We start from the raw sequence: 23,687 nt of genomic DNA, 5'->3' as shown, positions 1-23,687 counted from the left end.
GTCAAGAGGCGTCGATCCAGATCGTCTTCAGCTCCGTGTACTGGTCGTGGGCCCAGATCGACTTGTCGCGCCCGCCGAAGCCGGACTCCTTGTAGCCGCCGAACGGCGTGGAGGCGTCGCCCTCGCCGAAGCAGTTCACCGTGACGATGCCGGCACGAATGCCCCGCGACAGTTTCAGCGCATGGCGCAGGCTGCCGGTGTAGGCCGACGCCGCCAGGCCGTAGGCGGTGTCGTTGGCCAGGTCGATGGCCTCGTCCACCGTGGTGAAGGTGGTCACGCCCAGCACCGGGCCGAAGATTTCCTCCTGGAACAGACGGCTGTCACGGGTGACGCCATCGATGATCGTCGGCTCGACGAAGATGCCCTTGGCCGTGTCGCCGCCGACCCGCAGCGAGAGCTGTCGGTCCCTGGCTTCGTCGAGGTAGCCGCGGACCTTGTCGAAATGCGCCTTGCTGATCATCGACCCCAGGCGGTTGTCCGGATCCAGCGGGTCGCCCATCTTCCAGTCCGCCAGTTGCGCCAGCATGCGTTCGAGCAAGGCTTCCTTGACGTCGGCGTGCACGATCAGCCGCGACGACGCCGAGCAGTTCTCGCCCATGTTCCAGAACGCGCCGTTGACCACATGCCGGGCGACGTGGTCGAGGTCTTCGACGTCGTTCATCACCACTGCCGGGTTCTTGCCGCCGCACTCCAGCACGATGCGCTTGAGGTTGGATTCGCTGGAGTACTTGAGGAACAGCCGGCCGGTGTCGGTGGAGCCGGTGAAGCTGACCATGGCCACGTCCGGGTGGCGGCCCAGCGGCTCGCCCGCCTCTTTGCCGCCGCCGGGCACCACGTTGAACACACCCGCCGGGATCCCGGCCTGGTGCGCCAGCTCGGCCACGCGCAGGGTGCTCAGGGTGGTTTCCTTGGCGGGTTTGACCACCACCGAACAGCCGGCGGCCAAGGACGGGCCGATTTTCCAGGCCAGCATCAGCAGCGGGAAGTTCCACGGCAGCACCAGGCCGACCACGCCGATGGGCTCGCGCACGACCATCGTCACCGCGCCGGAGCCGGTGGGCGCCGTCGCGTCGTAGACCTTGTCGATCAGTTCGGCGTGCCAGCGCAGCGTATGGATCGTCTCGGGCACGTCGATGGTCTGGCATTCGCGGATCGGCTTGCCGCTGTCCAGGCTTTCGAGCAGCGCCAGTTCGTGGGCGTTGTCCTCCAGCAGTTGGGCGAAGCGCAGCAGCACCGACTTGCGCGCCGACGGCGCCAGCGATTGCCAGCGGCCGTCGTCGAACGCCCGCTTGGCGGCGGCGACGGCGGCGTCCACGTCCTGGGCGCCGCACGCCGCGATCTCGGTCAGCACCTCGTCGGTGGCCGGGTTGGTGGTGGTGAAGGTCTTGCCGGACAACGCCGCGCAGAACGCGCCGTCGATGAAGGCGCGGTTGCGCAGTTCCAGCCCGGCGGCCAGGTCCCGGTATTGCTGACGGCTCAGAAGATCGCTCATGTCAGGCCTCCCCGACGATGCGGGCGACGTTGTCCTTGAGCGTCGTGACGACGCGCTCCAGCGCCTGCCGCTCGGCGGCGTCCAGCGCCAGCATCGGCTTGCGCACGCCGCCGGCGCGCAGGCCCGCCAGCTCGCAGCCGTACTTGATGGACTGGACGAACTTGCCGCTTTCCAGCGCATCCATCAGCGGCAGCATCGCCGACATGATCCGCCGGCCCTTGTCGAAGTTCTTTTCCAGGACGCACGCTTCATACAGCGCGACGTGCTCGCGGGGCAGGAAGTTGGAGCCGGCGCACACCCAGCTGCGGGCGCCCCAGGCGAAGAATTCCAGGGCCAGGTCGTCCCAGCCGCAGGACAGCTGGATCGACGGATGGGCGTGGGCCAGACGGTGCAGGCGCGCGGTGTCGCCGGAGCTTTCCTTGATCGCGACGATGTTCTTGCAGCCGGCGATGGCGTCGAAGAATTCGTTGCCCATCCCCACGCCCATCCGCGCCGGGTAGTTGTAGAGCATGATCGGCAGGCCCGCGGCCTCGTCCACGGCCAGTACGTGGGCGGCGATTTCCTGCTGGGTCGGCAGCGCATAGGGCGGCGAGCCCACCAGGATGGCGTCGGCCTCCAGGGACTTGGCGTGTTCGGCGAAGTACACCGCGTCTTCGGTGCGGATGCCGCCGGTGCCGATCACCAGCGGCACGCGGCCCTTGATGAACGCCTTCGCCTGCTCGGCCACCTTCAGCCGCTCGGCGGCGGTGTGGGCGTAGTACTCGCCGGTGGAACCGCCGATGACGATGCCGTGCACGCCGGATTCGATCAGGTGCTCGATCACCTCGGCGAACGCGGCGTAATCGATCTGGCCATCGGCGGACAGCGGCGTTATGGCGGGGGTAAAGATGCCGTCAAAGTTCATGGGTCTTCTCCAGTGTGTGCGATGTTCAAACGGTTGCGAAAACGTGGCGTTCAGCTTTCCCGGCCCGCGCGGTACTGCCCCCACTTGAGGTTCATGTTCACCCCCAGCGACAGGAACGGTTCGGGCGGATTGCCGTTGGGCCCCGGGGCTTCGAGCAGGAAATCGATCAAGGGGTCGCGCGCGCCGGCCAGCCAGTCGGCCAGCAACTGGCCGGTGACGGTGCCGCGGGTGACGCCCAGGCCGTTGCAGCCCAGCGCGCCGTAGACGTTGGGCGCCAGCTCGCCGAAAAAGCCGTTGTGGTTCCGCGACATGGCCAGCGCCCCGCCCCAGGTGTACTCGAACGTGACGTCCGGCAGCATCGGGAAGCGCTGGTCGAACGAGGCCTTGTGGCGGCGCACGAAGCGTTCGTTGTACTTGCGGTTGCTGCGCCCGTCGGGGTTGAAGCTGAAGCTGTTGCGGATCAGCAGGCGGTTGTCCGGGGTGCGCCGCACGGTGGTGCCGAACGGGTCGGCCGGGATCGCGCCCCAGTAGGGTTTGCCGCCCAGCCGCGCCTGCTCGTCGGCGGTCAGGGGCCGGGTGATGCTGGCGTAGGTGTAGATCGGCAGCATGCGGCCCTGCAGAAAACCGAAACGCATGCCGAACGAGTTGTTGGCCAGGATCAGCTTGTCGGCGGTGAGGCTGCCGTAGGCGTGCCGGAGCACGGTCTTGGCGCCGTACTCCACTTCCAGGATCGGCGTGCGCTCGTACAGGGTGACGTTCGCCGGCAGGCTGTCCGCCAGCCCTTTCACCAGCGCCGACGGTTGCAGCAGCACCGCCCCTGGCGTGTACAGCGCCCGGCGGTAGAACCGCGTGCCCAGGTGCTCGGGCAATTCGTCCTCATCGATCATCTGGTAAGGCTGGCCGAGCTTGTCCAGGCCCAGGCGATAGGCATCCAGCACCGCGATGCCGCGGTCCTCCACGGCGGCCTGGTACTTGCCGCAGGCCTTCATCTGGCACTCGATGCCGAACTGGTCCACCAGCTCGCGCAGGATCGACTGCCCGGCCAGGTTGAGCTTGAGGCTGGTGCGGGCCAGGCCGATGTCGCCGATGTAGTCCTCGGCGCCGATGTCGTGGGGCAGGTCGATGGCGAACCCGGCGTTGCGGCCCGACGGCCCCAGCCCCACTTCCTGGGCCTCGACCAGCACCACGCTGTCGTCGGGGAAATTCAGCGCCAGCCGCCGGGCCGCCGCGAGCCCGGTGAAACCGGCGCCCACCACCACCCAACGGGCGCTGGTGTGCCCCCGGTGGCCGGGCTCGGGGCTGCGCGGGCGGCTTAAATGGAACCAGCCGCAGCTGTCATCATCGGCGGGCAACGAACTGACTTTCATAGTGTTGAACCGTTTAGTGTCGAAAGGGCAAACCGCACCCGGCACGCGGCGAACGCGCACAGTGGCGTTTGATGAGAACAACTGTCGAACGGAGCGCCGGTGGAGGCGCTTCAGTCAGAAGCCGGCGGCGACGGCGTAGCGCCCGCCCTGGTGCTCATGCACATGGTGGTAGTCCCTGAAGGTCATCGGCGGCAGCCCGAACAGGTCCTTGAACCGCTTGTAGAAGTGCGGATAGCTGACGAACCCCGTGGCCAGCGCCACGTCCGTCAGTGAGCGGTCGCTCTGCACGATCAGTTGCCGCGCCCGGGTCAGGCGCAGTTCCAGGTAATAGCGGTTGGGCGCCGCCTTCAGGTACTGGGCAAACCGTCGCTCCAATTGCCGGCGGGACACACCGACGTGGCTGGCGATCTCGTCGATCTCCAGCGGCTCCTCGATGTGCCGTTCCATCAGCGAGAGCGCGGCGTCCAGCGGCTTGGGGATCAGCGCCGGGCGAACCTCGGCGCCGCGCGGCGGAACCTGCGACCGGGGTTGGTGAACCCGTTTGATTTCGCCCACCCGCGACGCATCGCTGCCCGCCCCCAGTTCCTCCATGATCGCCAGCACCATGTCCAGGGCCGAGGGCGCCGTGGCGCAGGTGGCCCGACGCTGCCCGAAGGCGACGTCGCAGCCGCTGTCGCTCAAGTGCGGGAAGTACTCGCCGAGCAACGCGCGGCTGTCGCTGTGGCAGGCGAAGTCCTGGCCGTCGAGCAGGCCCGCGTCGGCCAGGAAGAACGCCGCGTTCCAGCACCCCGCCACTACGCCTTTGCCGGCGGCCGTGCGTTTCAGCACCCGGCGCAGCAGCGGCTGGGGCGACAGCCGCACGCGCTGGCCGCCGACCACGATCACCGCGTCATGGCTGAAGCCTTCGGCCACCAACCGGCCAGACGACAGCGGCACGCCCACGTCGCTGTCCACCGGGCCGCCCTGCAACGACCAGGTGGAGACCTTGTAGAACGTGTCGCCGTTGATCAGGTTGGCCGTGGCCAGGGCGTCCATGGCGGTGGACAGGCTGGTCAGCGAGAAATGGTCGAGCAGGATGAACGCCACGCGCACGGTGCGCTCATGCCCCGCCGAATGCGCGGATGGCCGGAACCCGATGTTCTGCAGTTTCAATGTGCTCTGGAAAGTGTCCATCTCGCGCCTCCCCTTGACCTTCGTTGAACCGGCCGTTGCCCGGCCGCCTGTCTGCCGCCCGGGCTCACTTGCCCGCAGCGGCCCGCGCATCGCTGAGCCAGCCGTCGTAGGCGGCCTGGTGGGCCTTGATCCACTCGGCGGCATGGCGTTTGATGTCGGCCAGGGACTTCTCGCCGTTCTGCATCCGCAGGTTCTGCGCGCTCTCGTCGGCGGTGCTGATGCTGACCTCCGACAGGAACTTGCGGGCCACCGGGTTCTTCGCGGCGAAGTCCTTGTTCATCACGGCGTTGATCGTGTCCACCGGGAAGCCCAGGTTCTTGCCTTCGTAGAAGGTGTCCTGGCTTTCCTTGCCCTCGGGCAGGTCGGTGTAAGGCACCGGCAGCCAGACCACGTCGCGGCCCTCGACCAGCACGCTGGAGATCCACTGCGGCACCCAGGTGAAGAACAGCACCGGCTTGCCTTGCTGGTAGCGGGCGATGGTGTCCGCCATCAGGGCGAAGTACGAGCCGCGGTTGTCGACCACCGTCGGCCCCAGGCCGTAGGCCTTCATGTGGTGCTCGACCATGACTTCGCAGCCCCAGCCGGGGTTGCAGCCGGTGAGGTCGGCCTTGCCGTCGCCGTTGCTGTCGAACAGCTTGGCGATCTCCGGCTTCTTCAGGTCCGAGAGGTCCTTGATGTGGTAGGCCTCGGCGGTCTTCTTGTCGATCAGGTAGCCCTGCAGCACGCCCTTCATGATCTGCCCGACCTTGACCATCACGTCGTCGCCGCCGGCCTTCTCGTAGAACGATTCGTGCAGGTGCTCCCACTCGTGCACGGTGAAATCCGCATCGCCGTAGGACAGCGCCAGGAACATCGCCGGGTAGTCGGTCTCCTTCGGCGGCTTGACGTCGTAGCCCAGTTCCTTGAGGCCGGCGATCACCACCTCGCCGCGAAAGCGCTCTTCGGCGATGGTCGGGAAAATCGGGGTGATCGACACGCCGGCGCCGGGCTTGGCGGCGTCGGCCGCGAAAGCCGCCGCGCTCAGAAAGGTGCCCAGGACAGACGCCGCCACGGTCGCCACGACGCTTTGCTTAAGGTTTGCCAATTTCATGTTTCACCACGCTTAGGAGTGTTGTTCGGTGAGCAGAAAGGATCAATTTATGACCGCGCGGGCCACGTTCTTCTTTTTCTTCAGTTTCATGACCAGGCCGACCGGACCGGTCTGATACCAGCGCTGGCCGGTCGCCAAGTCGCTGCTGCGCTCGCCCATGGCCTGGGTCAGGCGGTCGAGGAACACCGCCAGCAGCACCAGTCCGGCGCCGCCGACGCTGGCCAGGCCCATGTCGAGGCGGCCGATGCCGCTGAGCACCATCAGGCCCAGGCCGCCGACCGAGATCATCGACGCGACGACCACCATCGACAGCGACAGCATCAGGGTCTGGTTCAGCCCGGCCATCATCGTCGGCGCGGCCAGCGGCAGTTGCACCTTCATCAGCATCTGCGTCGGCGTGCAGCCGAACGCCCGCGCCGCCTCGACCTTGTCCGCCGGCACCTGGCGGATGCCGAGGTTGGTCAGGCGCACCAGCGGCGCGACGGAGAAGATGATCGTGACGATCACCCCAGGCACGTTGCCGATGCCGAACAGCATCACCACCGGCACCAGGTACACGAACGCGGGCAGCGTCTGCATGGCGTCGAGCACCGGGCGGATGACCATTTCGGTGCGGTCGCTGCGAGCGCAGAGGATGCCCAGCGGGATGCCGATCACCGCGCAGAACAGCAGCGAGGTCAGCACCAGCGCCAGGGTGACCATGGCGTCGTTCCACACGCCGATCAGGCCGAGCCCGGTCAGCGTCGCCACGCTGAAGATCGCGATGCGCTTGCCGCCGATCTGCCAGCTGATCAGGCCGGCGATGAGGATGAACACCGTCGGCGGCACCGACAGCAGGCTCCACTGGACGCCGTCGAGCACTTGGTCGACCGGCCAGCGAATGGAACGGAACACGTCCCGGAAGTTATGAACCAGATATTTAAGGACGGTCTCGACCCAAGTTCCCAAAGGAATGTTCAAACTTTGGAAAGGATCCATAAAGTTAAAGTCCGACATGATGCTACCTCGCCTTCATCTACCGCTTGGCATTTCGAAAGAACAACTGTTCAGTTATTGCAGAGGCAACTAAGCAGATGCCCCTGGGAGATCGAACCTTTATAAAGGCCCACTTCATCCACCACCGGAATGGGCGCGGCCGACGCGGCGACAAGATGGAATATTTCCTTCAATGAGGCCTCGGCGCGGATGGGCGTCTGCTGGCCCGGCGTATAGGTGATGGCCGCGTCCTGCTGCGCGATGTCGCCGGCCTTGAGGATCCGGCTGGTGTCGAAGCCGTTGAAGAAGTCCCGCACGTATTGGTTGACCGGATTGCACAGCAGCTCGCGCGGCGTGCCGATCTGCACCACGCGCCCGCCTTCCATGATCGCGATGCGGTGGCCGATGCGCACGGCTTCTTCGATGTCGTGGGAGATGAAAATGATGGTGCGGTCCTGTTCGGCCTGGAGCTTGATCAGCTCGCCCTGCATTTCGCTGCGGATCATCGGGTCGAGGGCGGAGAACGCCTCGTCCATCAGCAGGATCGCCGGGTCGTTGGCCAGGGCTCGGGCCAGGCCGACACGCTGTTGCATGCCGCCGGACAGTTGATGGGGAAAGCTGAATTCCTGGCCGGCCAGGCCGACCTGTTCCAGGGCGCCCATGGCCCGGCAGTAGCGTTCCTTTTCGCCGACGCCGCTGATCTCAAGGCCAAAGCTGACGTTGTCGATGACGCTCATGTGGGGCATCAGGGCGAACGACTGGAACACCATGCCCATGTCCTTGCGCCGCACCTGCAACAGGTCCTTGTCGCCCAGGCCGGTGATTTCCTTGCCGTTGAGGAAGATGCTGCCGCTGGTGGGCTCGATCAGGCGGTTGAACAGCCTGACCATGGTGGACTTGCCCGAACCGGACAGCCCCATGATGACGAAGATCTCGCCGCGCCGAACCGAGAAGTTGGCGTCGAACACGCCGATGGCCTGGCCGGTCTTCTTGAACACTTCGGCTTTCGAGGCGCCCTCTTCGATCAACTTCATCGCCAGTTCCGGATAAGTGCCGAACACTTTATAGACGTTCTTTACGCAAATGATGTCGTCGCAGCGATTCATACCTTGCCTCCTTCGCATTGTGCATATGGCTTACTTGGCGATATGCATTGGGGCGAACTTGTTGTTGAGCGGCAGCGGTCATGCTTATAGGTCGTCACGACGGGTTTCCTTTTATTGTTTTTGGGGCCCCAGGAAAGAGGGACGATTCAAATCTATTAGCATCCCTGTTTACATTCCAACGACATTTACAGGCACCAGTTGATAACGTCGGGTTATCGATTGCGCAGGCCGTTGCCGGAGCAGGCGAAGAACGTCCGCCAGCGACCGGGGCTATCCTTGCTGCGACACCGGCATATCCCCGCGCGCAGGCATCCGATACCCTCGTCGCGCTTCAATGCACAGCGCAGGCGTACCGTGAGGAGGCTGTACCGATGACCAAGCATGTGGATCCAGACACCGTCCTTTTGAAAATGCCGTCGCTGCGGGCGGTGAAGGCGTTCGTCGCGGCCGCCAAGTACCTGAGCTTCACCCGGGCGGCCGAAGCGCTGTGCGTGTCCCAGGCCGCCATCAGCCGGCAGATCCGCGAGTTGGAAAGCTACCTGGGCGCGCAGCTGTTCACCCGGGTGGGCCGCGCCGTCGAACTGACTTCGGCGGGCGCGCTGTTCTTCGATGCCGCGCAGCTGTCGTTCGTCAACATCGCCCAGGCCGCCGAGCGCATCCGCAGCAGCCAGTCGGGCAAGAAAGTCCTGACCGTCTGCTGTTCGCCGGCGTTCTCCGCCCTGTGGCTGTCGAACCATTTGCCGGAGTTCTTCGCCCAAAGCGAGGGCATCGAGCTGAACCTGATCACCACGCAGAACTTCCTGACCATGGAGCCGGGCGTCCAGCCCGACATCTTCATCACCAAGATCGCGCGCATCCGCGAGGGGTACAGGAATTACCCGCTGTGCCACGACATCATCTACCCGGTGTGCACGCCGCAGTTCCTGGAGAAGCACCCGGAGATCTCGACCATCGAAGGCGTGCGCGACTCGCCCCTGCTGAACCTCAGCCCCTACGGCCGCTCGCAGGTGGCCGAACACGTCGACTGGGGCGTGTGGCTGGCGTTCCAGGCCATCGACATCGACGACCGGCCGGCCACCAGCCCGCAGATCTTCAACGCCAACGACTACAACCTGCTGATCAGCATGGTGCTGACCCACCAGGGCATCGCGCTGGGCTGGAACCACCTGGTGGCGCCGCTGCTGCAGCAAGGCTTGCTGGTGCGCCCCATCGAGCAGGAAGTCCAGTTGCGCAACAGCTGGCACTACCTCAGCTGCCGGGACGGCGCGGACAACGAAGACGCCCTGCGGCGCTTTCGCGAGTGGATCCTCTCCAAGTTCCCCCGCCGCTGAGCCAGGGTGCTGTGCATTCGGTCCGGTTATCGATTGCACGGCGAAAATGTCGTTGGAGCCTCACCGCCTTCCTGACCCATTGTTGAGCCGCGCCGGCCAGGCACTGGTTCGGCTCTCTCACAGGAAGGAATTGCTGAATGTCACTCTACGAATTCTGCCGCGGTTTCGATTTCCTCGACGCGCCGCCCCGCACCCGGGAGATCCTGCAGGACAGCCTGCTGGACATCGTCGGCGTGATGGCGGGCGCCGCGTCCAACGACACGAGTACGATGCTGCGCCGCTTCGCCCGGTCGCACTACCCCGCCGCGGCCTTCACCAGCCGCCTGCCTTTCGACGGCCATCCGGTCAACGTGCTCGGGGCCGGTTGGGCCGGTGGCTTCTGCGCCGACAGCCTCGACGCCCATGAAGGCCATTTCCGTTCCAAGGGCCATGCCGGCGCCACCGTGGTGCCGGCGCTGCTCGCCCTGGCGGATGCGTTGCACCGGCAAGGCAAGGCCATCAGCGGCCATGAACTGCTGACCGCGCTGTGCATCGGCTATGAAACCGCCCTGCGCGCCGGCACCGCGCTGATGGCGACCTCGCCCACCTACCACGCCTCCGGCGGGTTCTCGGCCATCGGCGTGGTCTGCGCCGGTGCCCGCTTGCTGGACTTCGACGCAGCGACCTTCCGCCATGCCTTGGGCATCGCCGAATACTTCAGCGCCCGTTGCCCGATGATGCGCGTGGTGCTGGCGCCGACCATGCTGCGCGACGCCCACGGCGCCGGGGCGTTCACCGGGCTGAATGCGCTGCTGATGGCCATGGAGGGCGTGACCGGCGCGCCGGCGGAAACGGTCGAGGATGCCTCGGTGGCCGAACACTGGAGCGACCTTGGCCAGCGCTGGGAAATCGACAGCCAGTACTTCAAGCCCTGGCCGGTCTGCCGCTGGGCGCAGCCGGCGCTGACGGCGATGCTGGAACTGCAGCGCATCGATCCCGGCCTCACCGCCGACGCCATCGAAACGATCCGCGTGGAGACCTTCTACGAGTCGATGTGCCTGCAAGGCCACACGCCGCATGACGCCGACCAGGCCCAGTACGCCCTCGCCTTCCCGCTGGCGGCGCTGATCGTCAGGGGCCGGCTGGGGCCTGACGAAGTCACCGGCGCGGCCATCCACGCCGCCGACATCCTGGCCCTGAGCCGGCGCATCGAGGTCGTCGAGGCCGCCGATCTCTCGGCGCGGTTCCCCGGCGAAATCCTTTCGCGGCTCACCGTCACCCGCATAGACGGCAGCCAGGTCGTCAGCCCCATCACCGCCGCCCGTGGCGACCCCGCCACGGCACTCACGGCGCTGGAGCTCGAACACAAGTTCGATCTGTTCGCTGCCCGCCTCGGCCAGGAACACGCCCAGGCCGTGAAACAGGCCGTGCGGCAACTGGCCCGGGCGCCGTCCGCCATCGTGGCGCTGGAGCCGCTGTTCCAGGCGTCCGACCGCTCCGTTCCATAACCTCAACGCATCGATTGCCCGCAGCAAATGTCGTTTGTGACGGTTTTCCTCCCGGGGATAGGCTGCTGTCAGTCATCCCCGGCGGGAAACCGGCCCCAACGCTCATGGCGAGGAAAACAATGAACAACAAAGACACCGTGCTTGACCTGATCAAACAGCGCAAACCCTGGCATTCGTTGCCGGGCGCCCTCTACAAGGACGAAGAGGTCTACCGGCAGGACCTGGAGCACCTCTGGCACAAGGACTGGATCTTCGCCGGGCACACCTTCGAGATCCCCAAGCCGGGCCAGTACTTCACTTTGCAGGTCGGCGATTACCCGGTCGCGGTGGTGCGCGGCAAGGACGGCGAAGTGCGCGCCTTCCACAACGCCTGCCGCCACCGCGGCGCGAAGATCTGCGAAGCCGATCACGGCAAGGTGGCGAAGATGGTCTGCCCCTACCACAAGTGGACGTACGAGCTGGACGGCAACCTGCTGTTCGCCGGCAACATGGGCCAGGACTTCGACAAGACGCAATACAACCTCAAGCCCGTGCACTGCGAGATCGTGCACAGCTACATCTATGTCTGCGTCGCGGCCAAGGCGCCGGACTTCGAGGGTTTCCGCAAGGCGGTCAGCCCGTTCCTCGCCCCGCACTTCCTCGACGACTGCAAAGTGGCGTTCGAGTCGAACATCGTCGAAAAGGGCAACTGGAAACTGGTGTTCGAGAACAACCGCGAGTGCTACCACTGCGACGGTTCGCACCCTGAGCTGCTGAAGTCGTTCGTCGATAACCTGTCGGTGGGCGGCACCAGCGGCGAGGACGACCCCGTGCTGTCGGCCTACTGGAACACCTGCGAGAGCGCCGGGCTGCCGAGCCGCCTGGTGATGGACATCAACGGCCAGTTCCGCATGACCCGCATCCCGCTGTCGTCCGGCGCGGTGAGCTACACCCTGGACGGCAAGCCGGCGGTGGCCGGCAGGCTCGACAAGACCGGCGAACCGGACATCGGCGCGCTGCTGTACTTCCACTACCCGTCCACCTGGAACCACTTCCTGGGCGACCATGCGCTGAGTTTCCGGGTGCTGCCGATCAGCGCCACCGAGACGCTGGTGACCACCAAGTGGCTGGTGCACGGTTCGGCGGTGGAAGGCGTGGACTACGACATCGAGCGGCTGACCAAGGTCTGGCTCGCCACCAACGACCAGGACCGCACGCTGGTGGAAGGCACGCAGCGCGGCGTGACGTCGCCGTCCTACGAGCCGGGGCCCTACTCGGAAACGGCGGAGACCGGCGTGTGCCAGTTCGACGACTGGTACTGCGCCACCCTGACGGAGCGGCTCCAGGGGCCGATCCCGCTGAAGTCCGTGGGCTGAGCCTGCGGCCGGCGCGACGCGGAGGCGCGCGCCGGCACCCGGTCAGTGCGGGGCGCGGGGGATGGTCTTGAGCAGGTCTTCGGGGCTGATGTGGCCGACCACGCTGCCCGGCTGCGGCAGGTCGAGGATGTGGCCTTTCATCTTGCCGATCACGTGCATCTCGCACGGCTTGCAGTCGAACTTGAGTGTCAGTACCTCGTCGCCGTGGATCAGCTGCATCGGCGCCACCTTGGTGCGCACGCCGGTCACGCCCTTGGCCTGTTTCGGGCACAGGTTGAAGGAGAACCGCAGGCAGTGCTTGGTGATCATCACCGGCACTTCGCCCGGTTCTTCGTGGGCCTCGTAGGCCGCGTCGATCAGCTTGACCCCGTGACGGTGGTAGAAGTCCCGGGCCTTCTGGTTGTAGACGTTGGCCAGGAACGACAGGTGCGACTCCGGGTACACCGGCGGCGGCGTGGTCTCGGCCTTGCGCCCGCCACGCGGGTGGGCGGCGATCCGCGCCTCGGTCAGCGCGTCGATCACTTCGCGGCGCAGGGCCTTGAGCTGCGAGTTCGGTATGAAGAACGCCTGCGGCGCGTCCAGCTCGACGGCGGTGGCGTGGTACTGGGTGGTGCCCAGTTGGCCGAGCAGGTCGTGCAGTTGCTCCAACGCCTGCTCCGGCTTGTTGGCCAGGCCGAACGGGCCGTCCAGGGCCACGCTGGCGCTGACGCCCTCCTCGCTGGTGACGGTCAGTTCCAGACGCTCTTCGCGCAGGCGCGCCGCCCACGACACGCCGACCCGGCGTTCGGCGGAGGTCTTGAGCAAGGCCTGCTGCCAGTTGTGGTCGAGGTTGCGGTTGAGCGGATGGTTCGGCCGCAGCTTGTACATGCCTTCCGGCATTTCGTTGGGCTCGACGCGGTAGCGGTAGCGCTTTTCGCCGTCTTCGTCGAACTCGCCCTTGGGCTCGGCGATGTTGGCGCGGAAACCCACCACTTCGCGCTTGATCAGCACGTTGAGTCCGTCGCCGTTGGACAGCGGCTCGTGGGTGACCACTTGCAGGTCACGCTTGCCGACTTTCTCCACGGTGCCCACGGCCAGGCCGGTGAAGGTCGGCGAGTCGAACGCGCCGATGTCGATCTTGCGCTCGCTGACGAAGTAGTCGGTGCTGCCGCGGTGGAAGGTCTTTTCCGGATCCGGCACGAAGAAGTGCGCGGTGCGGCCGCTGGAGGCGCGGGCCAGATCCGGGCGGTCTTCGAGCACGGCGTCCAGGCGCTGGCGGTAGTAGGCGGTGATGTTCTTCACGTAGCCCATGTCCTTGTAGCGCCCTTCGATCTTGAACGAACGCACGCCAGCCTCGACCAGGGCGCGGATGTTGGCGCTCTGGTTGTTGTCCTTCATCGACAGCAGGTGCTTTTCGTAGGCGATCACGCCGCCCTTCTCATCCTTGAGGGTGTACGGCAGGCGGCAGGCCTGGGAGCAGTCGCCGCGGTTGGCGCTGCGGCCGGTCTGCGCGTGGGAGATGTTGCACTGCCCGGAGAACGCCACGCACAGCGCGCCGTGGATGAAGAATTCGATGGCCGCGTCGGTCTCGTCGGCGATGGCGCGGATTTCCTTGAGGTTCAGCTCACGGGCCAGCACCAGCTGGGAGAAACCGGCCTGATCGAGGAACTTGGCCCGTGCCAAGGTGCGGATGTCGGTCTGGGTGCTGGCGTGCAGCTCGATCGGCGGGATGTCCAGCTCCATCACCCCCAGGTCCTGGACGATCAGCGCATCGACGCCGGCGTCGTACAACTGATGGATCAGCTTACGCGCCGGCTCCAGTTCGTTGTCGTGCAGGATGGTGTTGATGGTGGTGAAGATCCGCGCGTGGTAGCGGCGGGCGAACTTCACCAGCTCAGCGATCTCGCTCACCTCGTTGCAGGCGTTGTGGCGCGCACCGAAGCTCGGGCCGCCGATGTAGACGGCATCGGCGCCGTGCAGGATGGCCTCGCGGGCGATGGCCACATCGCGGGCAGGGCTGAGCAGTTCCAGGTGATGCTTGGGCAAGGACATAGTTTTTTTAATCAGGCTGACACGGTTGAGGCGCGCATTGTAGCTGCGAAACGGCCGGGCGGCACGCGTGCCCTGCCCGATGGCGGTGGGTCAGGCACCACAGATGTCGGCAGGACTGCCCTCTTCGCTGGCAAGTCGAATCGTCGCACCGCAGCTCCCACAGGGTTTGGTGGTGTACAGCGATTGCGAACACCTGGGATCACTGTGGGAGCTGGCTTGCCAGCGATGAGGCCGGCATTGCCGACATCATCATTGGCTGACCCGCTCGCTCCCGCCAAGGGATCGGGATCAGGCCTTGGCGGCCATGGCGGTGACTTCCACGCGCATGCCGTCCACGGCCAGGGAGGCCACGCCGACGGCGGCGCGCACTGGCCAAGGCTTGGCGAAGAAGCGCTTGTAGACTTCGTTGAACGCCGCGCGGTCGGCCATGTCGGTGAGGTAGATGGTCAGGTGCAGCACCCGGTCCATCGAGCTGCCGGCCTTCTCCAGCGCCACTTTCAGCGCTTGCAGGGTGCATTCGCTTTGCAGGGTGATGTCGCCCAGCTCAAGGCTGCCGTCGGCGCGGGTCGGGATCTGGGTGGAGACCAGCAGGCCGCCGAAGCCGGCGACGTCGGAGGAAATGGAGTCCGCATCGGGATCGGGGATGAAGGTGATGTCCGCGTTGGCCATGGCTATCTCTTGTCGGTGAATGGAAAAACGGCGGCCAGTGTAAGCCAGATGTCCGCCGTTGCCGACCCCGCGAACACCCGGCAGGCCACCTGCTCACCGCCCCCGCCGAAGCGCCTCAACGATACGGCAACACGTCGAACGCCACGCCGCTGTTGCCCCAGCCGGCCGGCGGTGTCGTCGTCAGGCCGTAGCCATAGGCGGTCTGCGGCTTGCCGTGCTTGTCGGTGAACGGCTTGATGTACTGGTACAGCGGTGCACTGTCCGGCTGCCCGGCGACGAGCCCGAAGAACGGCGCCTGCTCGCGGGTGCCGAACGGGAAGTCGCTGTCCAGGGTGTAGCAGTAGCGCTCAGGATCGTGCGCCTGGTACTGGTAGACCGGCACGTTGCCGGCAGCGGCCACCGTCGGCGCGTAGAACAGCGGAACGGGAAACTGCCAGCCCCCCGAGGGCGGGCACATCCCCAGGCAATCGCCGATGCCGCCTGCCGACGCGTAGTTGTAGCGACGGATCAGCACCTGGTCGTTCAGCCCGAGGATCACCCCGCACAGCCAAGGGTCGATGAAGTCGAGGTAAACGATGTTCGGGCGCCGCCCGTACCTGAGCGTCTTGTCGGCAAGCACCTGGGGCAACCACGGGTTGGCCATGCCGGCCAGCACCTCGATATCGCGCACCTGCGTGTCCCCGGTCAACGTCCACGACAGCAAGAACAGATAACTGTCCCCCCAACCGCCGTATTTGCCGAGCTTGGCCGTCTGGTCGCCGGCCATGGTCGGGGAATCGGTCTGGTCGGCGTAATGGTCGTAGACCGTCAGATCTCGCCCGATGACCGACGACGGGTTTTCCGTCGTGTCGAAGTACGGCCAGATCCCCTGCGCCTGGTCCCACTCCCCCTCGAACTCGCTGTCGAACACCATGACGATCTTGCCTTTCATCATGCTCAACGGCGTCTGCGCGAGATTGGTTCCCGAGCCCTGTTTCGGGAGCATCAGCCGCATCGACTGGGTCTTCACCACGTCGATGATGCTGTCGATCGTGTCCGTGTAGGTGTGGGAGAACTTGAGGATGACCACTTCCTCATTGCCGCTGGGGCCGGTAAGAAAGGCCTGCACATCCGTGAGAATGTCGCTCAGCAGCGCCCCGTAGGCGCCGTAGCCGGTGTCCCCGTGATAGGTCGACAGGTGGCCGTCGCGCCAGCAGATCCGCAGATCGAAATAGCGCGAACCGGCCTGAAGCTGCTGCAGGGTGGTCAGGCTCTGGGTCTTGGCCCACTCGCCGCCGCCCCCCAACGGATAGTCGTGGGTCACGTACATGCCCGCGTCGTGGCTGCCGGGCATCGTCACGTCGTTGAGCAGGATGCCGGGCTTGCGCTTCTGCAGCGCCCCCATCCAGCCGGAATGGTCGGGCACCGCCACCGTCCGGATGTAGAGGCCGTTGGTGCCGTGGGAGCTGTCGCCCACATCGCCCCCGGTGCTGCGCCACACCTCCAGGCCCTGCGCCGTGCCGGTGTGGGGGATCACGCCGATGTGCCGGGTCTGCGCGCTTTGCTGGTCGTCCGTGAAGCTCAGGGTGGTGCCGTCGGCGAAGGTCAGCCCGACGGTGAAGTTCGCCGGGGCGGCAATCAGCTCGACGTAACCTGTGACCGAATCCTGGTTGGGCAAAGGGCCGTGGATGAACCCCGACGGGTCATTGCCCTTTTCGAAGCCGCTGGCGCCGCTGACCTGCATGGCCGCGATGGCCTGCCCGCTCACGTTCACGAGACACAAGGTTGTTCGTTGGCTCATGGCATCCGTTCCTGTCGGCTGATTGACGATGAAGGATCAACGCTAGCAGCCCTTGGCGAAAACGCACTGGGCCGGCACCGAAGCAGCATCGGCGCTAGACATTCGGTTGGCCTCCGGCACCGCGATCAGGTAAACAGGCATCTGTTTTTGGGAGGGCGAACCCGATCATGGAGAGGCATGGATGAGCGAAGAGATCTTGAAATCGAAACTGGCCAACTTTCTGGTGGCCGATGCCGAAATGGACGACGAAGTCGCCGAGTTCTATGACGACGTCGGCGAAGGCCATGTCGATGTCCTGGCCAGTGTGCTGGACGCATTCAAGGAGGCGTACGGCGGCCTGTGGGTCGGCGGCAAGGTGGAGGTCACCCAGCACGCCGTGCGCTTGAGCGCCAACGCCATGAACCGCGCGGTGCAGACCGGCACGATGGACATCGAAGTGCCGATGGCCGCGATCCGCAAGGTCACCGTCGAGGGCGGGTTCGTGACCAAGATCGTGCGCCTCGACACCCCGGCCGGCAGCGTCAAGTTCCGCTGCTTCGGCGCCAAGGAAATCGCCGCGCTGATCGGCAAGATGTCCCTCGCCCTGGCGTTGCGACGCGCCCCTTGATCCGCAAGGCGCCCGCCCTCACGGCGCGGTCGCCTGCCGGTACTGACGGGGCGTGAAGCCGGTCGAGGCCTTGAATTGCCGGGTGAATGCGCTGTGGTCGGTGTAGCCGCACTGCAGCGCGACCTCGGTGATCGGCAGGTCGGTGTGCAGCAGCCGGTGCGCATGCTCAAGGCGCACTTTCTGGATCATCTGCCGGGGCGTGAGGTGGAACACCCGCTTGCAGTAGCGCTCCAACTGCGCCACTGAAATGCCGGCGATGCGGGTCAGCTCGCCCAGGGTGACACGCCGGTTGAAATGGGCGCGGATGTGTTCGTCCACCGCCGCCAGCCGCTGGAACGCCGGGTGGGTTTCGCTGGCCGACTGCAGGTCCACGGAAATCCCCGCCAGGCCGATGATCGCACCGTCGCGGTCGTACAGCGGCCGCTTGTGGGTCAGGCACCAGCCCGGCTCGCGGCTGCCGTACAGGTGCAACTCAAGCTGGTCCTCCAGCACCCACCCTTCCTCCAGCACCCGCCGGTCCTGCTCGGTGTAGCCCGGCCCCAGCTGCGCCGGAAACACCTGCGCGCTGGTCTTGCCCAGCAGCGGCTTGAGGTCCTTCAACCCGCAGCGCTGCACCAGCGTGCGGTTGGCCAGGACGTACCGCGCCTCCACGTCCTTGATGAAGATCGCCGCGTTGGGGATCGCATCCAGCATCGGCAACAGCAGCCCCACCCCCGCCAGCAGTTCTTGGAGCGTGCGGGGCCGGTGCGCGTCATCGCCCTGGCACAGGATCGCGAATGCGTCGTGCATGGTGAGTCTCTCCCTCCGGCGGATGGTCCGGCCCGATGCGGTCCAGATGCAATGCGGTTCGGGTGCAATGCGATCCGGGTGCACTGCAGTCCGGGTGCAATGCAGTCCGGGTGCACTGCAGTCCGGGTGCAGAGTGCAGCAACGCCGACGGCGTGTCGAGGGCTGGTGCGCGGAACCGCGACTGTGCCGATTTCGTCATCGGTGCCTGCACAAAACATCAATCGCGCCGCAGCCGATGGGTTCATTGTTTGGCCGTTCCAATGACGTCACGACTGCCTATCCAATAACTCACAAGAAGGCGATGCCATGTCAGGCCAAGGCAAGTTCAAGAAACAACTCTCATTGATCGACCTCACCTTCATCGGGCTCGGCGCGATCTTCGGTTCGGGCTGGCTGTTCGCGGCCAGCCACGTGTCCGCCATCGCCGGGCCGGCGGGGATCTTCTCCTGGCTGCTGGGCGGGTTCGCCGTGTTGCTGCTGGGCATCGTCTACTGCGAACTGGGCGCGGCCCTGCCCCGGGCCGGCGGCGTGGTGCGTTACCCGGTGTATTCCCACGGGCCGCTGCTCGGTTACCTGATGGGCTTCATCACCCTGATCGCCTTCTCCAGCCTGGTGGCGATCGAAGTGGTGGCGTCGCGGCAATACGCGGCGGCGTGGTTCCCCGGCCTGACCAACACCGGCAGCAGCGACCCGACGCTGCTGGGCTGGCTGGTGCAGTTCGGCCTGCTCTGCGTGTTCTTCCTGCTCAACTACCGCAGCGTGAAGACCTTCGCCAAGGCCAACAACCTGGTGAGCGTGTTCAAGTTCATCGTGCCGCTGCTGGTGATCGGCGTGCTGTTCACCTTCTTCAAGCCAGAGAACTTCCAGGTCCAGGGCTTCGCGCCGTTCGGCCTGTCCGGTGTGGAAATGGCGGTCTCCGCCGGCGGGATCATCTTCGCCTACCTCGGCCTGACCCCGATCATTTCGGTGGCCAGCGAGGTGAAGAACCCGCAGCGCACCATTCCGATCGCGCTGATCCTGTCGGTGCTGCTGTCCACCGCCATCTACGTGCTGCTGCAACTGGCGTTCCTGGGCGGCGTGCCCACCGAAATGCTCGCCAACGGCTGGGCCGGCGTGACCAAGGAATTCGCCCTGCCCTACCGCGACATCGCCCTGGCGCTGGGCGTGGGCTGGCTGGCCTATCTGGTGGTGGCCGACGCGGTGATCTCCCCCAGCGGCTGCGGCAACATCTACATGAACGCCACCCCTCGGGTGATCTACGGCTGGGCGCAGACCGGCACCTTCTTCAAGGTCTTCACCCGCATCGACGCCCAGTCCGGGATTCCGCGCCCGGCGCTGTGGCTGACCTTCGGCCTGTCGGTGTTCTGGACGCTGCCGTTCCCGTCGTGGGAAGCGCTGATCAACGTGGTGTCCGCCGCCCTGGTGCTCAGCTATGCCGTGGCGCCGGTGTCCGTGGCGGCGCTGCGCCGCAACGCGCCCGACCTGCCGCGCCCGTTCCGGGTCAAGCGCATGGGCGTGCTGGGGCCGGTGTCGTTCATCATCGCCGCGCTGATCGTCTACTGGTCGGGCTGGAGCACCGTGTCCTGGCTGCTCGGCCTGCAGATCCTGATGTTCGTCGTGTACCTGCTGTGCGGCCGGTTCGTGCCCACCGCCCACCTGAGCCTGGCGCGGCAAGTGCGCTCCTCGGCCTGGCTGATCGCGTTCTACGCCGTGACCCTGGTGCTGTCGAAACTCGGCACCTTCGGCGGCCTGGGCTTGCTCGCCCACCCGTTCGACACCCTCGTCGTAGCCGCCTGCGCCACCGGCATCTACTACTGGGGCGCGGCGACCGGCGTGCCGGCGCACCTGCTGCAGCTGGAATCCGAGGACGACGAAAGCGAAGCCGCCGCCTCCGACCACGCCACCGCCAAGCCGCGCACCGCCGGCGCCTACTGAAACCACTCAACGGGACACGTCCATGAAACGAGTACACGTCATCGATTCGCACACCGGCGGCGAACCCACGCGCCTAGTGATGAAAGGCTTCCCCGACCTGCCCGGCCGCACCATGGCCGAAAAACGCGACGCCCTGCGCCAGCACCACGACCAATGGCGCCGCGCCTGCCTGCTGGAGCCCCGCGGCAACGACGTGCTGGTCGGCGCCCTGTACTGCGAACCGGTGTCGCCGGAGGCCACCTGCGGCGTGATCTTCTTCAACAACGCCGGTTACCTGGGCATGTGCGGCCACGGCACCATCGGCCTGGTCGCGTCGCTTGCGCATCTGGGCCTGATCGCGCCCGGCGTGCACAAGATCGACACGCCGGTGGGCCCGGTCAGTGCGGTCCTGCACGAGGACGGCGCGGTGACCCTGTACAACGTGCCCGCCTACCGCCACCGCAAACAGGTGCCGGTAGACGTGCCGGGCCATGGCCGCTTCCTCGGCGACATCGCCTGGGGCGGCAACTGGTTCTTCCTTGTCTCCGAGCACGGGCAGACGCTGACCCTGGACAACGCCGAAGCCCTCACCGAGTTCACCTGGGCGATGCTCAAGGCCCTCGAAGCCCAAGGCATCCACGGTGAGGACGGCGCACTGATCGACCATGTCGAACTGTTCGCCGCCGACGCCCAGGCCGACAGCCGCAACTTCGTCATGTGCCCCGGCAAGGCCTACGACCGCTCGCCCTGCGGCACCGGCACCAGCGCCAAGCTCGCGTGCCTGGCCGCCGACGGCAAGCTTGCGCCCGGCCAGCGCTGGGTGCAGGCGAGCGTCACCGGCAGCCGCTTCGAGGGCCGCTACGAATGGGAAGGCGAACGCATCCGCCCCGCCATCACCGGCCGCGCCCACATGACCGCCGACAGCACCCTGCTGATCGACGAGACCGATCCGTTCGCGTGGGGCATCTGAGCCGCCGCGCCGCTTTTCAACCCGATCAATCACTGAACCCTGGAGAACGACCATGAGCGACAACATTTTCACCGGCTGCATGCCCGCCCTGATGACCCCGTGCACCCCACAGCGCAAACCGGACTTCGACGCGCTGGTGGCCAAGGGGCGCGAGCTGATCGACATCGGCATGAGCGCAGTCGTGTACTGCGGCTCCATGGGCGACTGGCCGCTGCTGACCGAAGCCGAGCGCCAGGAAGGCGTGGCGCGCCTGGTGGCCGCCGGTATCCCGACCATCGTCGGCACCGGTGCGGTCAACACCCGCGAGGCCGTGTCCCATGCCGCCCATGCGGCCAAGGTCGGCGCCCAGGGCCTGATGGTGATTCCCCGCGTGCTGTCCCGGGGCGCCTCGGCGACCGCGCAGAAGGCCCACTTCGCCGCCATCCTCAACGCCGCGCCGAAGCTGCCGGCGGTGATCTACAACAGCCCCTACTACGGCTTCGCCACCCGCGCCGACCTGTTCTTCGAACTGCGCCGCGAGCACCCGAACCTGATCGGCTTCAAGGAGTTCGGCGGCGCCGCCGACCTGCGCTACGCCGCCGAACACATCACCTCCAAAGATGACGACGTGACCCTCATGGTCGGTGTCGACACCCAGGTGGTGCACGGCTTCGTCAACTGCAACGCCACCGGCGCCATCACCGGCATCGGCAACGCCCTGCCCCGGGAAGTGCTGCGACTGGTGGCCCTGAGCAAGCAGGCGGCCAAGGGCGACGCCAAGGCCCGTCGCCAGGCCCGTGAGCTGGAGTCGGCGCTGGCAGTGCTGTCGTCCTTCGACGAAGGCACCGACCTGGTGCTGTATTACAAGCACCTGATGGTGCTCAACGGCGACAAGGAATACACCCTGCACTTCAACGAGACCGACGCGCTCACCGACGCCCAGCGCCGCTACGCGGAAAACCAGTACGCGCTGTTCCGCCACTGGTACGAAAACTGGTCGGCGGAACAGAACCTCGCCTGACCTGCGCTGCGCGCCCACCCGCCGCAGGCACCTGCGGCGGGCCTCATTCTCTTGACCAGGAACACGCCATGACCCTGACGGGCAAACTGCTGATCGGCCAACACGCCGTCACCGGCCACCGCGAGGCGATCCGAGGGATCGACCCGACCACCGACACCGCGCTGGAGCCGGCCTACCTCGGCGGCGACGCCGAGCAGGTCGCACAGGCCTGCGCCTTGGCCGAGGCCGCTTTCGATCCGTACCGCGAAACGCCCGTTGAACGGCGCGCCGAATTCCTCGACACCATCGCCCTGGAAATCGAAGCGCTCGGCGACGCGCTGATCGACCGCGCCATGGCCGAAACCGGCCTGCCGCGCCCGCGCCTGCTGGGCGAACGCGGCCGCACCTGCCAGCAACTGCGCCTGTTCGCCCGCACGGTGCGGGCCGGCGAATGGCTGGACGTGCGCATCGACCGCGCCCAACCGCAACGCCAGCCCCTGCCCCGCGCCGACCTGCGTCAGCGTCAGGTGCCGGTGGGCCCGGTGGCGGTGTTCGGTGCGAGCAATTTCCCGTTGGCGTTCTCCGTGGCCGGTGGGGACACCGCGTCGGCGCTGGCGGCGGGCTGCCCGGTGGTCGTCAAGGCCCACGGCGCCCATCCCGGCACCAGCGAACTGGTGGGCCGCGCCGTGGCCCGTGCGGTGAAGGCCTGCGGATTGCCGGAGGGGGTGTTTTCGCTGCTCTACGGCTCAGGTCCTGAGGTCGGCATCGCGCTGGTCAGCGACCCGCGCATCAAAGCCGTCGGCTTCACCGGCTCGCGCAGCGGCGGGCTCGCCCTGTGCCAGGCCGCCCAGGCGCGCCCGGAGCCGATCCCGGTGTACGCGGAAATGAGCTCGATCAACCCGGTGCTGCTGTTTCCGGCGGCACTGCGCAACCGGGGCGAGGCCCTGGCCCAAGGCTTCGTGGCGTCGCTGACCCTGGGCGCCGGCCAGTTCTGCACCAACCCCGGCCTGGTGATCGCCCTCAAGGGGCCGGCGCTGGACGCCTTCGTCGCCAGCGCCGCCGAGCACCTTCAACGCAGCGCCGCCCAGACCATGCTCACGCCGGGCATCTTCAGTGCATTCGAGGCCAGCGTGAACGCCTTGGCCGAACACCCGCACGCGCGCATCGCCGCCGTCGGCCAACGCGCCACCGGGCCGAACCAGGGCCAGGCGCACCTGTTCGTGACCGACGCCGCCGATTTCCTCGCCGACCGCCGCTTGCAGGCCGAAGCGTTCGGCGCCGCTTCGCTGGTCGTGCAGTGCGAGGACTTCGACGAGATCCGCCGGGTCACCGAGCACCTGGAAGGTCAACTCACCGCCACCCTACACCTGGACGACGACGATCTGGATCAGGCCCGCGCCCTGCTGCCGACCCTGGAGCGCAAGGCCGGACGCTTGCTGGTCAACGGCTGGCCCACCGGCGTCGAAGTCTGCGACGCGATGGTGCACGGCGGCCCGTTCCCGGCCACCTCCGACCCACGCAGCACTTCCGTCGGCACGGCGGCGATCCAGCGTTTCCTGCGCCCGGTCTGCTACCAGGACTTCCCGGACGCGCTGTTGCCGCAAGCGCTGCGCCAGGCCAATCCGCTGGGCCTGCGCCGGCTGCTCGACGGCCAAAGGGAAGCCTAGG

At 66.5% G+C, this 23,687-nt stretch carries 19 protein-coding genes; 8 read left to right on the top strand and 11 right to left on the bottom strand.

Going from position 1 to position 23,687, the window contains the following annotated elements:
* Position 1: 1 nt before the first annotated feature.
* The 7 genes from CAG31_RS23240 to CAG31_RS23210 all read right to left on the bottom strand — a co-directional run bounded on the left by CAG31_RS23240 (position 2) and on the right by CAG31_RS23210 (position 8,107).
* Entirely contained in the window at positions 2 to 1,492 is a 1,491-nt protein-coding gene (locus CAG31_RS23240) for an aldehyde dehydrogenase (protein WP_085585612.1), read from the bottom strand.
* A 1-nt stretch (position 1,493) separates the two neighbouring features.
* Positions 1,494 to 2,396 (bottom strand): dihydrodipicolinate synthase family protein, encoded by a 903-nt coding sequence (locus tag CAG31_RS23235; RefSeq protein ID WP_085585610.1) that lies wholly within the window; start codon positions 2,394 to 2,396, stop codon positions 1,494 to 1,496.
* Between the two features lie 50 nt (positions 2,397 to 2,446).
* Positions 2,447 to 3,763 carry an FAD-binding oxidoreductase gene (locus CAG31_RS23230; RefSeq protein WP_085585607.1) on the bottom strand — a complete coding sequence of 439 codons (1,317 nt, stop codon included), beginning with the start codon at positions 3,761 to 3,763 and terminating at the stop codon, positions 2,447 to 2,449.
* 114 nt (positions 3,764 to 3,877) lie between these two features.
* Complete coding sequence (locus CAG31_RS23225; RefSeq protein ID WP_085585605.1) at positions 3,878 to 4,936, bottom strand: GlxA family transcriptional regulator; 1,059 nt, start codon at positions 4,934 to 4,936, stop codon at positions 3,878 to 3,880.
* Positions 4,937 to 5,000: 64 nt separating this feature from the next.
* Positions 5,001 to 6,026 carry a glycine betaine/L-proline ABC transporter substrate-binding protein ProX gene (gene proX / locus CAG31_RS23220; RefSeq protein ID WP_085585603.1) on the bottom strand — a complete coding sequence of 342 codons (1,026 nt, stop codon included), beginning with the start codon at positions 6,024 to 6,026 and terminating at the stop codon, positions 5,001 to 5,003.
* A gap of 42 nt (positions 6,027 to 6,068) precedes the next feature.
* A complete protein-coding gene (gene proW, locus CAG31_RS23215) occupies positions 6,069 to 7,022 on the bottom strand; it encodes a glycine betaine/L-proline ABC transporter permease ProW (protein ID WP_085585600.1) in 954 nt (317 codons plus the stop codon).
* A gap of 50 nt (positions 7,023 to 7,072) precedes the next feature.
* The gene (locus CAG31_RS23210; RefSeq protein ID WP_085585598.1) at positions 7,073 to 8,107 is read right to left on the bottom strand and encodes a glycine betaine/L-proline ABC transporter ATP-binding protein; all 1,035 of its coding nucleotides are present in this window, start codon (positions 8,105 to 8,107) and stop codon (positions 7,073 to 7,075) included.
* 371 nt (positions 8,108 to 8,478) lie between these two features.
* Here CAG31_RS23210 and CAG31_RS23205 point away from each other — a divergent pair, with 371 nt between their 5' ends.
* The 3 genes from CAG31_RS23205 (at position 8,479) to CAG31_RS23195 (ending at position 12,280) form a co-directional block, all read left to right on the top strand.
* Entirely contained in the window at positions 8,479 to 9,438 is a 960-nt protein-coding gene (locus tag CAG31_RS23205) for a LysR family transcriptional regulator (RefSeq protein ID WP_085585596.1), read from the top strand.
* Between the two features lie 137 nt (positions 9,439 to 9,575).
* Positions 9,576 to 10,925, top strand: coding sequence for an MmgE/PrpD family protein (locus CAG31_RS23200; RefSeq protein WP_085585594.1), 1,350 nt, complete (start codon positions 9,576 to 9,578; stop codon positions 10,923 to 10,925).
* A gap of 119 nt (positions 10,926 to 11,044) precedes the next feature.
* The gene (locus CAG31_RS23195; RefSeq protein ID WP_085585592.1) at positions 11,045 to 12,280 is read left to right on the top strand and encodes an aromatic ring-hydroxylating dioxygenase subunit alpha; all 1,236 of its coding nucleotides are present in this window, start codon (positions 11,045 to 11,047) and stop codon (positions 12,278 to 12,280) included.
* Positions 12,281 to 12,322: 42 nt separating this feature from the next.
* Here CAG31_RS23195 and CAG31_RS23190 read toward each other — a convergent pair whose 3' ends face one another.
* The 3 genes from CAG31_RS23190 to CAG31_RS23180 form a co-directional block, all read right to left on the bottom strand.
* Positions 12,323 to 14,311 carry a U32 family peptidase gene (locus CAG31_RS23190; protein ID WP_085585590.1) on the bottom strand — a complete coding sequence of 663 codons (1,989 nt, stop codon included), beginning with the start codon at positions 14,309 to 14,311 and terminating at the stop codon, positions 12,323 to 12,325.
* Positions 14,312 to 14,599: 288 nt separating this feature from the next.
* Positions 14,600 to 14,980 (bottom strand): RidA family protein, encoded by a 381-nt coding sequence (locus CAG31_RS23185; protein ID WP_085585588.1) that lies wholly within the window; start codon positions 14,978 to 14,980, stop codon positions 14,600 to 14,602.
* 115 nt (positions 14,981 to 15,095) lie between these two features.
* Positions 15,096 to 16,760 carry a hypothetical protein gene (locus tag CAG31_RS23180; RefSeq protein ID WP_139831380.1) on the bottom strand — a complete coding sequence of 555 codons (1,665 nt, stop codon included), beginning with the start codon at positions 16,758 to 16,760 and terminating at the stop codon, positions 15,096 to 15,098.
* A 181-nt stretch (positions 16,761 to 16,941) separates the two neighbouring features.
* On the opposite strand from CAG31_RS23180, the gene CAG31_RS23175 reads away from it, so the two are divergent.
* Positions 16,942 to 17,367 carry a hypothetical protein gene (locus CAG31_RS23175; RefSeq protein ID WP_085585584.1) on the top strand — a complete coding sequence of 142 codons (426 nt, stop codon included), beginning with the start codon at positions 16,942 to 16,944 and terminating at the stop codon, positions 17,365 to 17,367.
* 18 nt (positions 17,368 to 17,385) lie between these two features.
* Here the strand turns inward: CAG31_RS23175 and CAG31_RS23170 are convergent, their stop codons facing one another.
* Positions 17,386 to 18,156, bottom strand: coding sequence for an AraC family transcriptional regulator (locus CAG31_RS23170; protein WP_085585582.1), 771 nt, complete (start codon positions 18,154 to 18,156; stop codon positions 17,386 to 17,388).
* 306 nt (positions 18,157 to 18,462) lie between these two features.
* On the opposite strand from CAG31_RS23170, the gene CAG31_RS23165 reads away from it, so the two are divergent.
* The 4 genes from CAG31_RS23165 (at position 18,463) to CAG31_RS23150 (ending at position 23,686) form a co-directional block, all read left to right on the top strand.
* On the top strand, positions 18,463 to 20,091 hold the full coding sequence (locus CAG31_RS23165; RefSeq protein ID WP_085585580.1) for an APC family permease: 1,629 nt from the start codon (positions 18,463 to 18,465) through the stop codon (positions 20,089 to 20,091).
* Positions 20,092 to 20,113: 22 nt separating this feature from the next.
* A complete protein-coding gene (locus tag CAG31_RS23160; RefSeq protein ID WP_085585578.1) occupies positions 20,114 to 21,040 on the top strand; it encodes a 4-hydroxyproline epimerase in 927 nt (308 codons plus the stop codon).
* A gap of 52 nt (positions 21,041 to 21,092) precedes the next feature.
* Positions 21,093 to 22,040, top strand: a complete 948-nt coding sequence (locus CAG31_RS23155; RefSeq protein ID WP_085585576.1) for a dihydrodipicolinate synthase family protein — start codon at positions 21,093 to 21,095, stop codon at positions 22,038 to 22,040.
* A gap of 68 nt (positions 22,041 to 22,108) precedes the next feature.
* Positions 22,109 to 23,686 (top strand): aldehyde dehydrogenase (NADP(+)), encoded by a 1,578-nt coding sequence (locus tag CAG31_RS23150; RefSeq protein ID WP_085585574.1) that lies wholly within the window; start codon positions 22,109 to 22,111, stop codon positions 23,684 to 23,686.
* Position 23,687 lies beyond the last annotated feature (1 nt).

It is taken from the genome of Pseudomonas sp. R25(2017) (assembly GCF_002112565.1).
In the GTDB taxonomy this organism is placed as follows: domain Bacteria; phylum Pseudomonadota; class Gammaproteobacteria; order Pseudomonadales; family Pseudomonadaceae; genus Aquipseudomonas; species Aquipseudomonas ekonensis.
The sequence above is the reverse complement of the archived record's forward strand: the minus strand, read 5'-3'. Positions and strand labels throughout refer to the sequence as shown.

Bases quoted from the DNA above. Each gene is read 5' to 3' on its own strand.
- CAG31_RS23210 (WP_085585598.1), bottom strand. From the start codon at position 8,107: ATGAATCGCTGCGACGACATCATTTGCGTAAAGAACGTCTATAAAGTG.
- CAG31_RS23170 (WP_085585582.1), bottom strand. From the start codon at position 18,156: ATGCACGACGCATTCGCGATCCTGTGCCAGGGCGATGACGCGCACCGG.
- CAG31_RS23225 (WP_085585605.1), bottom strand. From the start codon at position 4,936: ATGGACACTTTCCAGAGCACATTGAAACTGCAGAACATCGGGTTCCGG.
- CAG31_RS23195 (WP_085585592.1), top strand. From the start codon at position 11,045: ATGAACAACAAAGACACCGTGCTTGACCTGATCAAACAGCGCAAACCC.
- CAG31_RS23150 (WP_085585574.1), top strand. From the start codon at position 22,109: ATGACCCTGACGGGCAAACTGCTGATCGGCCAACACGCCGTCACCGGC.
- CAG31_RS23175 (WP_085585584.1), top strand. From the start codon at position 16,942: ATGAGCGAAGAGATCTTGAAATCGAAACTGGCCAACTTTCTGGTGGCC.
- CAG31_RS23240 (WP_085585612.1), bottom strand. From the start codon at position 1,492: ATGAGCGATCTTCTGAGCCGTCAGCAATACCGGGACCTGGCCGCCGGG.
- CAG31_RS23200 (WP_085585594.1), top strand. From the start codon at position 9,576: ATGTCACTCTACGAATTCTGCCGCGGTTTCGATTTCCTCGACGCGCCG.
- CAG31_RS23235 (WP_085585610.1), bottom strand. From the start codon at position 2,396: ATGAACTTTGACGGCATCTTTACCCCCGCCATAACGCCGCTGTCCGCC.
- proW (WP_085585600.1), bottom strand. From the start codon at position 7,022: ATGTCGGACTTTAACTTTATGGATCCTTTCCAAAGTTTGAACATTCCT.
- CAG31_RS23190 (WP_085585590.1), bottom strand. From the start codon at position 14,311: ATGTCCTTGCCCAAGCATCACCTGGAACTGCTCAGCCCTGCCCGCGAT.
- CAG31_RS23165 (WP_085585580.1), top strand. From the start codon at position 18,463: ATGTCAGGCCAAGGCAAGTTCAAGAAACAACTCTCATTGATCGACCTC.
- CAG31_RS23205 (WP_085585596.1), top strand. From the start codon at position 8,479: ATGACCAAGCATGTGGATCCAGACACCGTCCTTTTGAAAATGCCGTCG.
- CAG31_RS23160 (WP_085585578.1), top strand. From the start codon at position 20,114: ATGAAACGAGTACACGTCATCGATTCGCACACCGGCGGCGAACCCACG.
- CAG31_RS23155 (WP_085585576.1), top strand. From the start codon at position 21,093: ATGAGCGACAACATTTTCACCGGCTGCATGCCCGCCCTGATGACCCCG.
- CAG31_RS23230 (WP_085585607.1), bottom strand. From the start codon at position 3,763: ATGAAAGTCAGTTCGTTGCCCGCCGATGATGACAGCTGCGGCTGGTTC.
- CAG31_RS23180 (WP_139831380.1), bottom strand. From the start codon at position 16,760: ATGAGCCAACGAACAACCTTGTGTCTCGTGAACGTGAGCGGGCAGGCC.
- proX (WP_085585603.1), bottom strand. From the start codon at position 6,026: ATGAAATTGGCAAACCTTAAGCAAAGCGTCGTGGCGACCGTGGCGGCG.
- CAG31_RS23185 (WP_085585588.1), bottom strand. From the start codon at position 14,980: ATGGCCAACGCGGACATCACCTTCATCCCCGATCCCGATGCGGACTCC.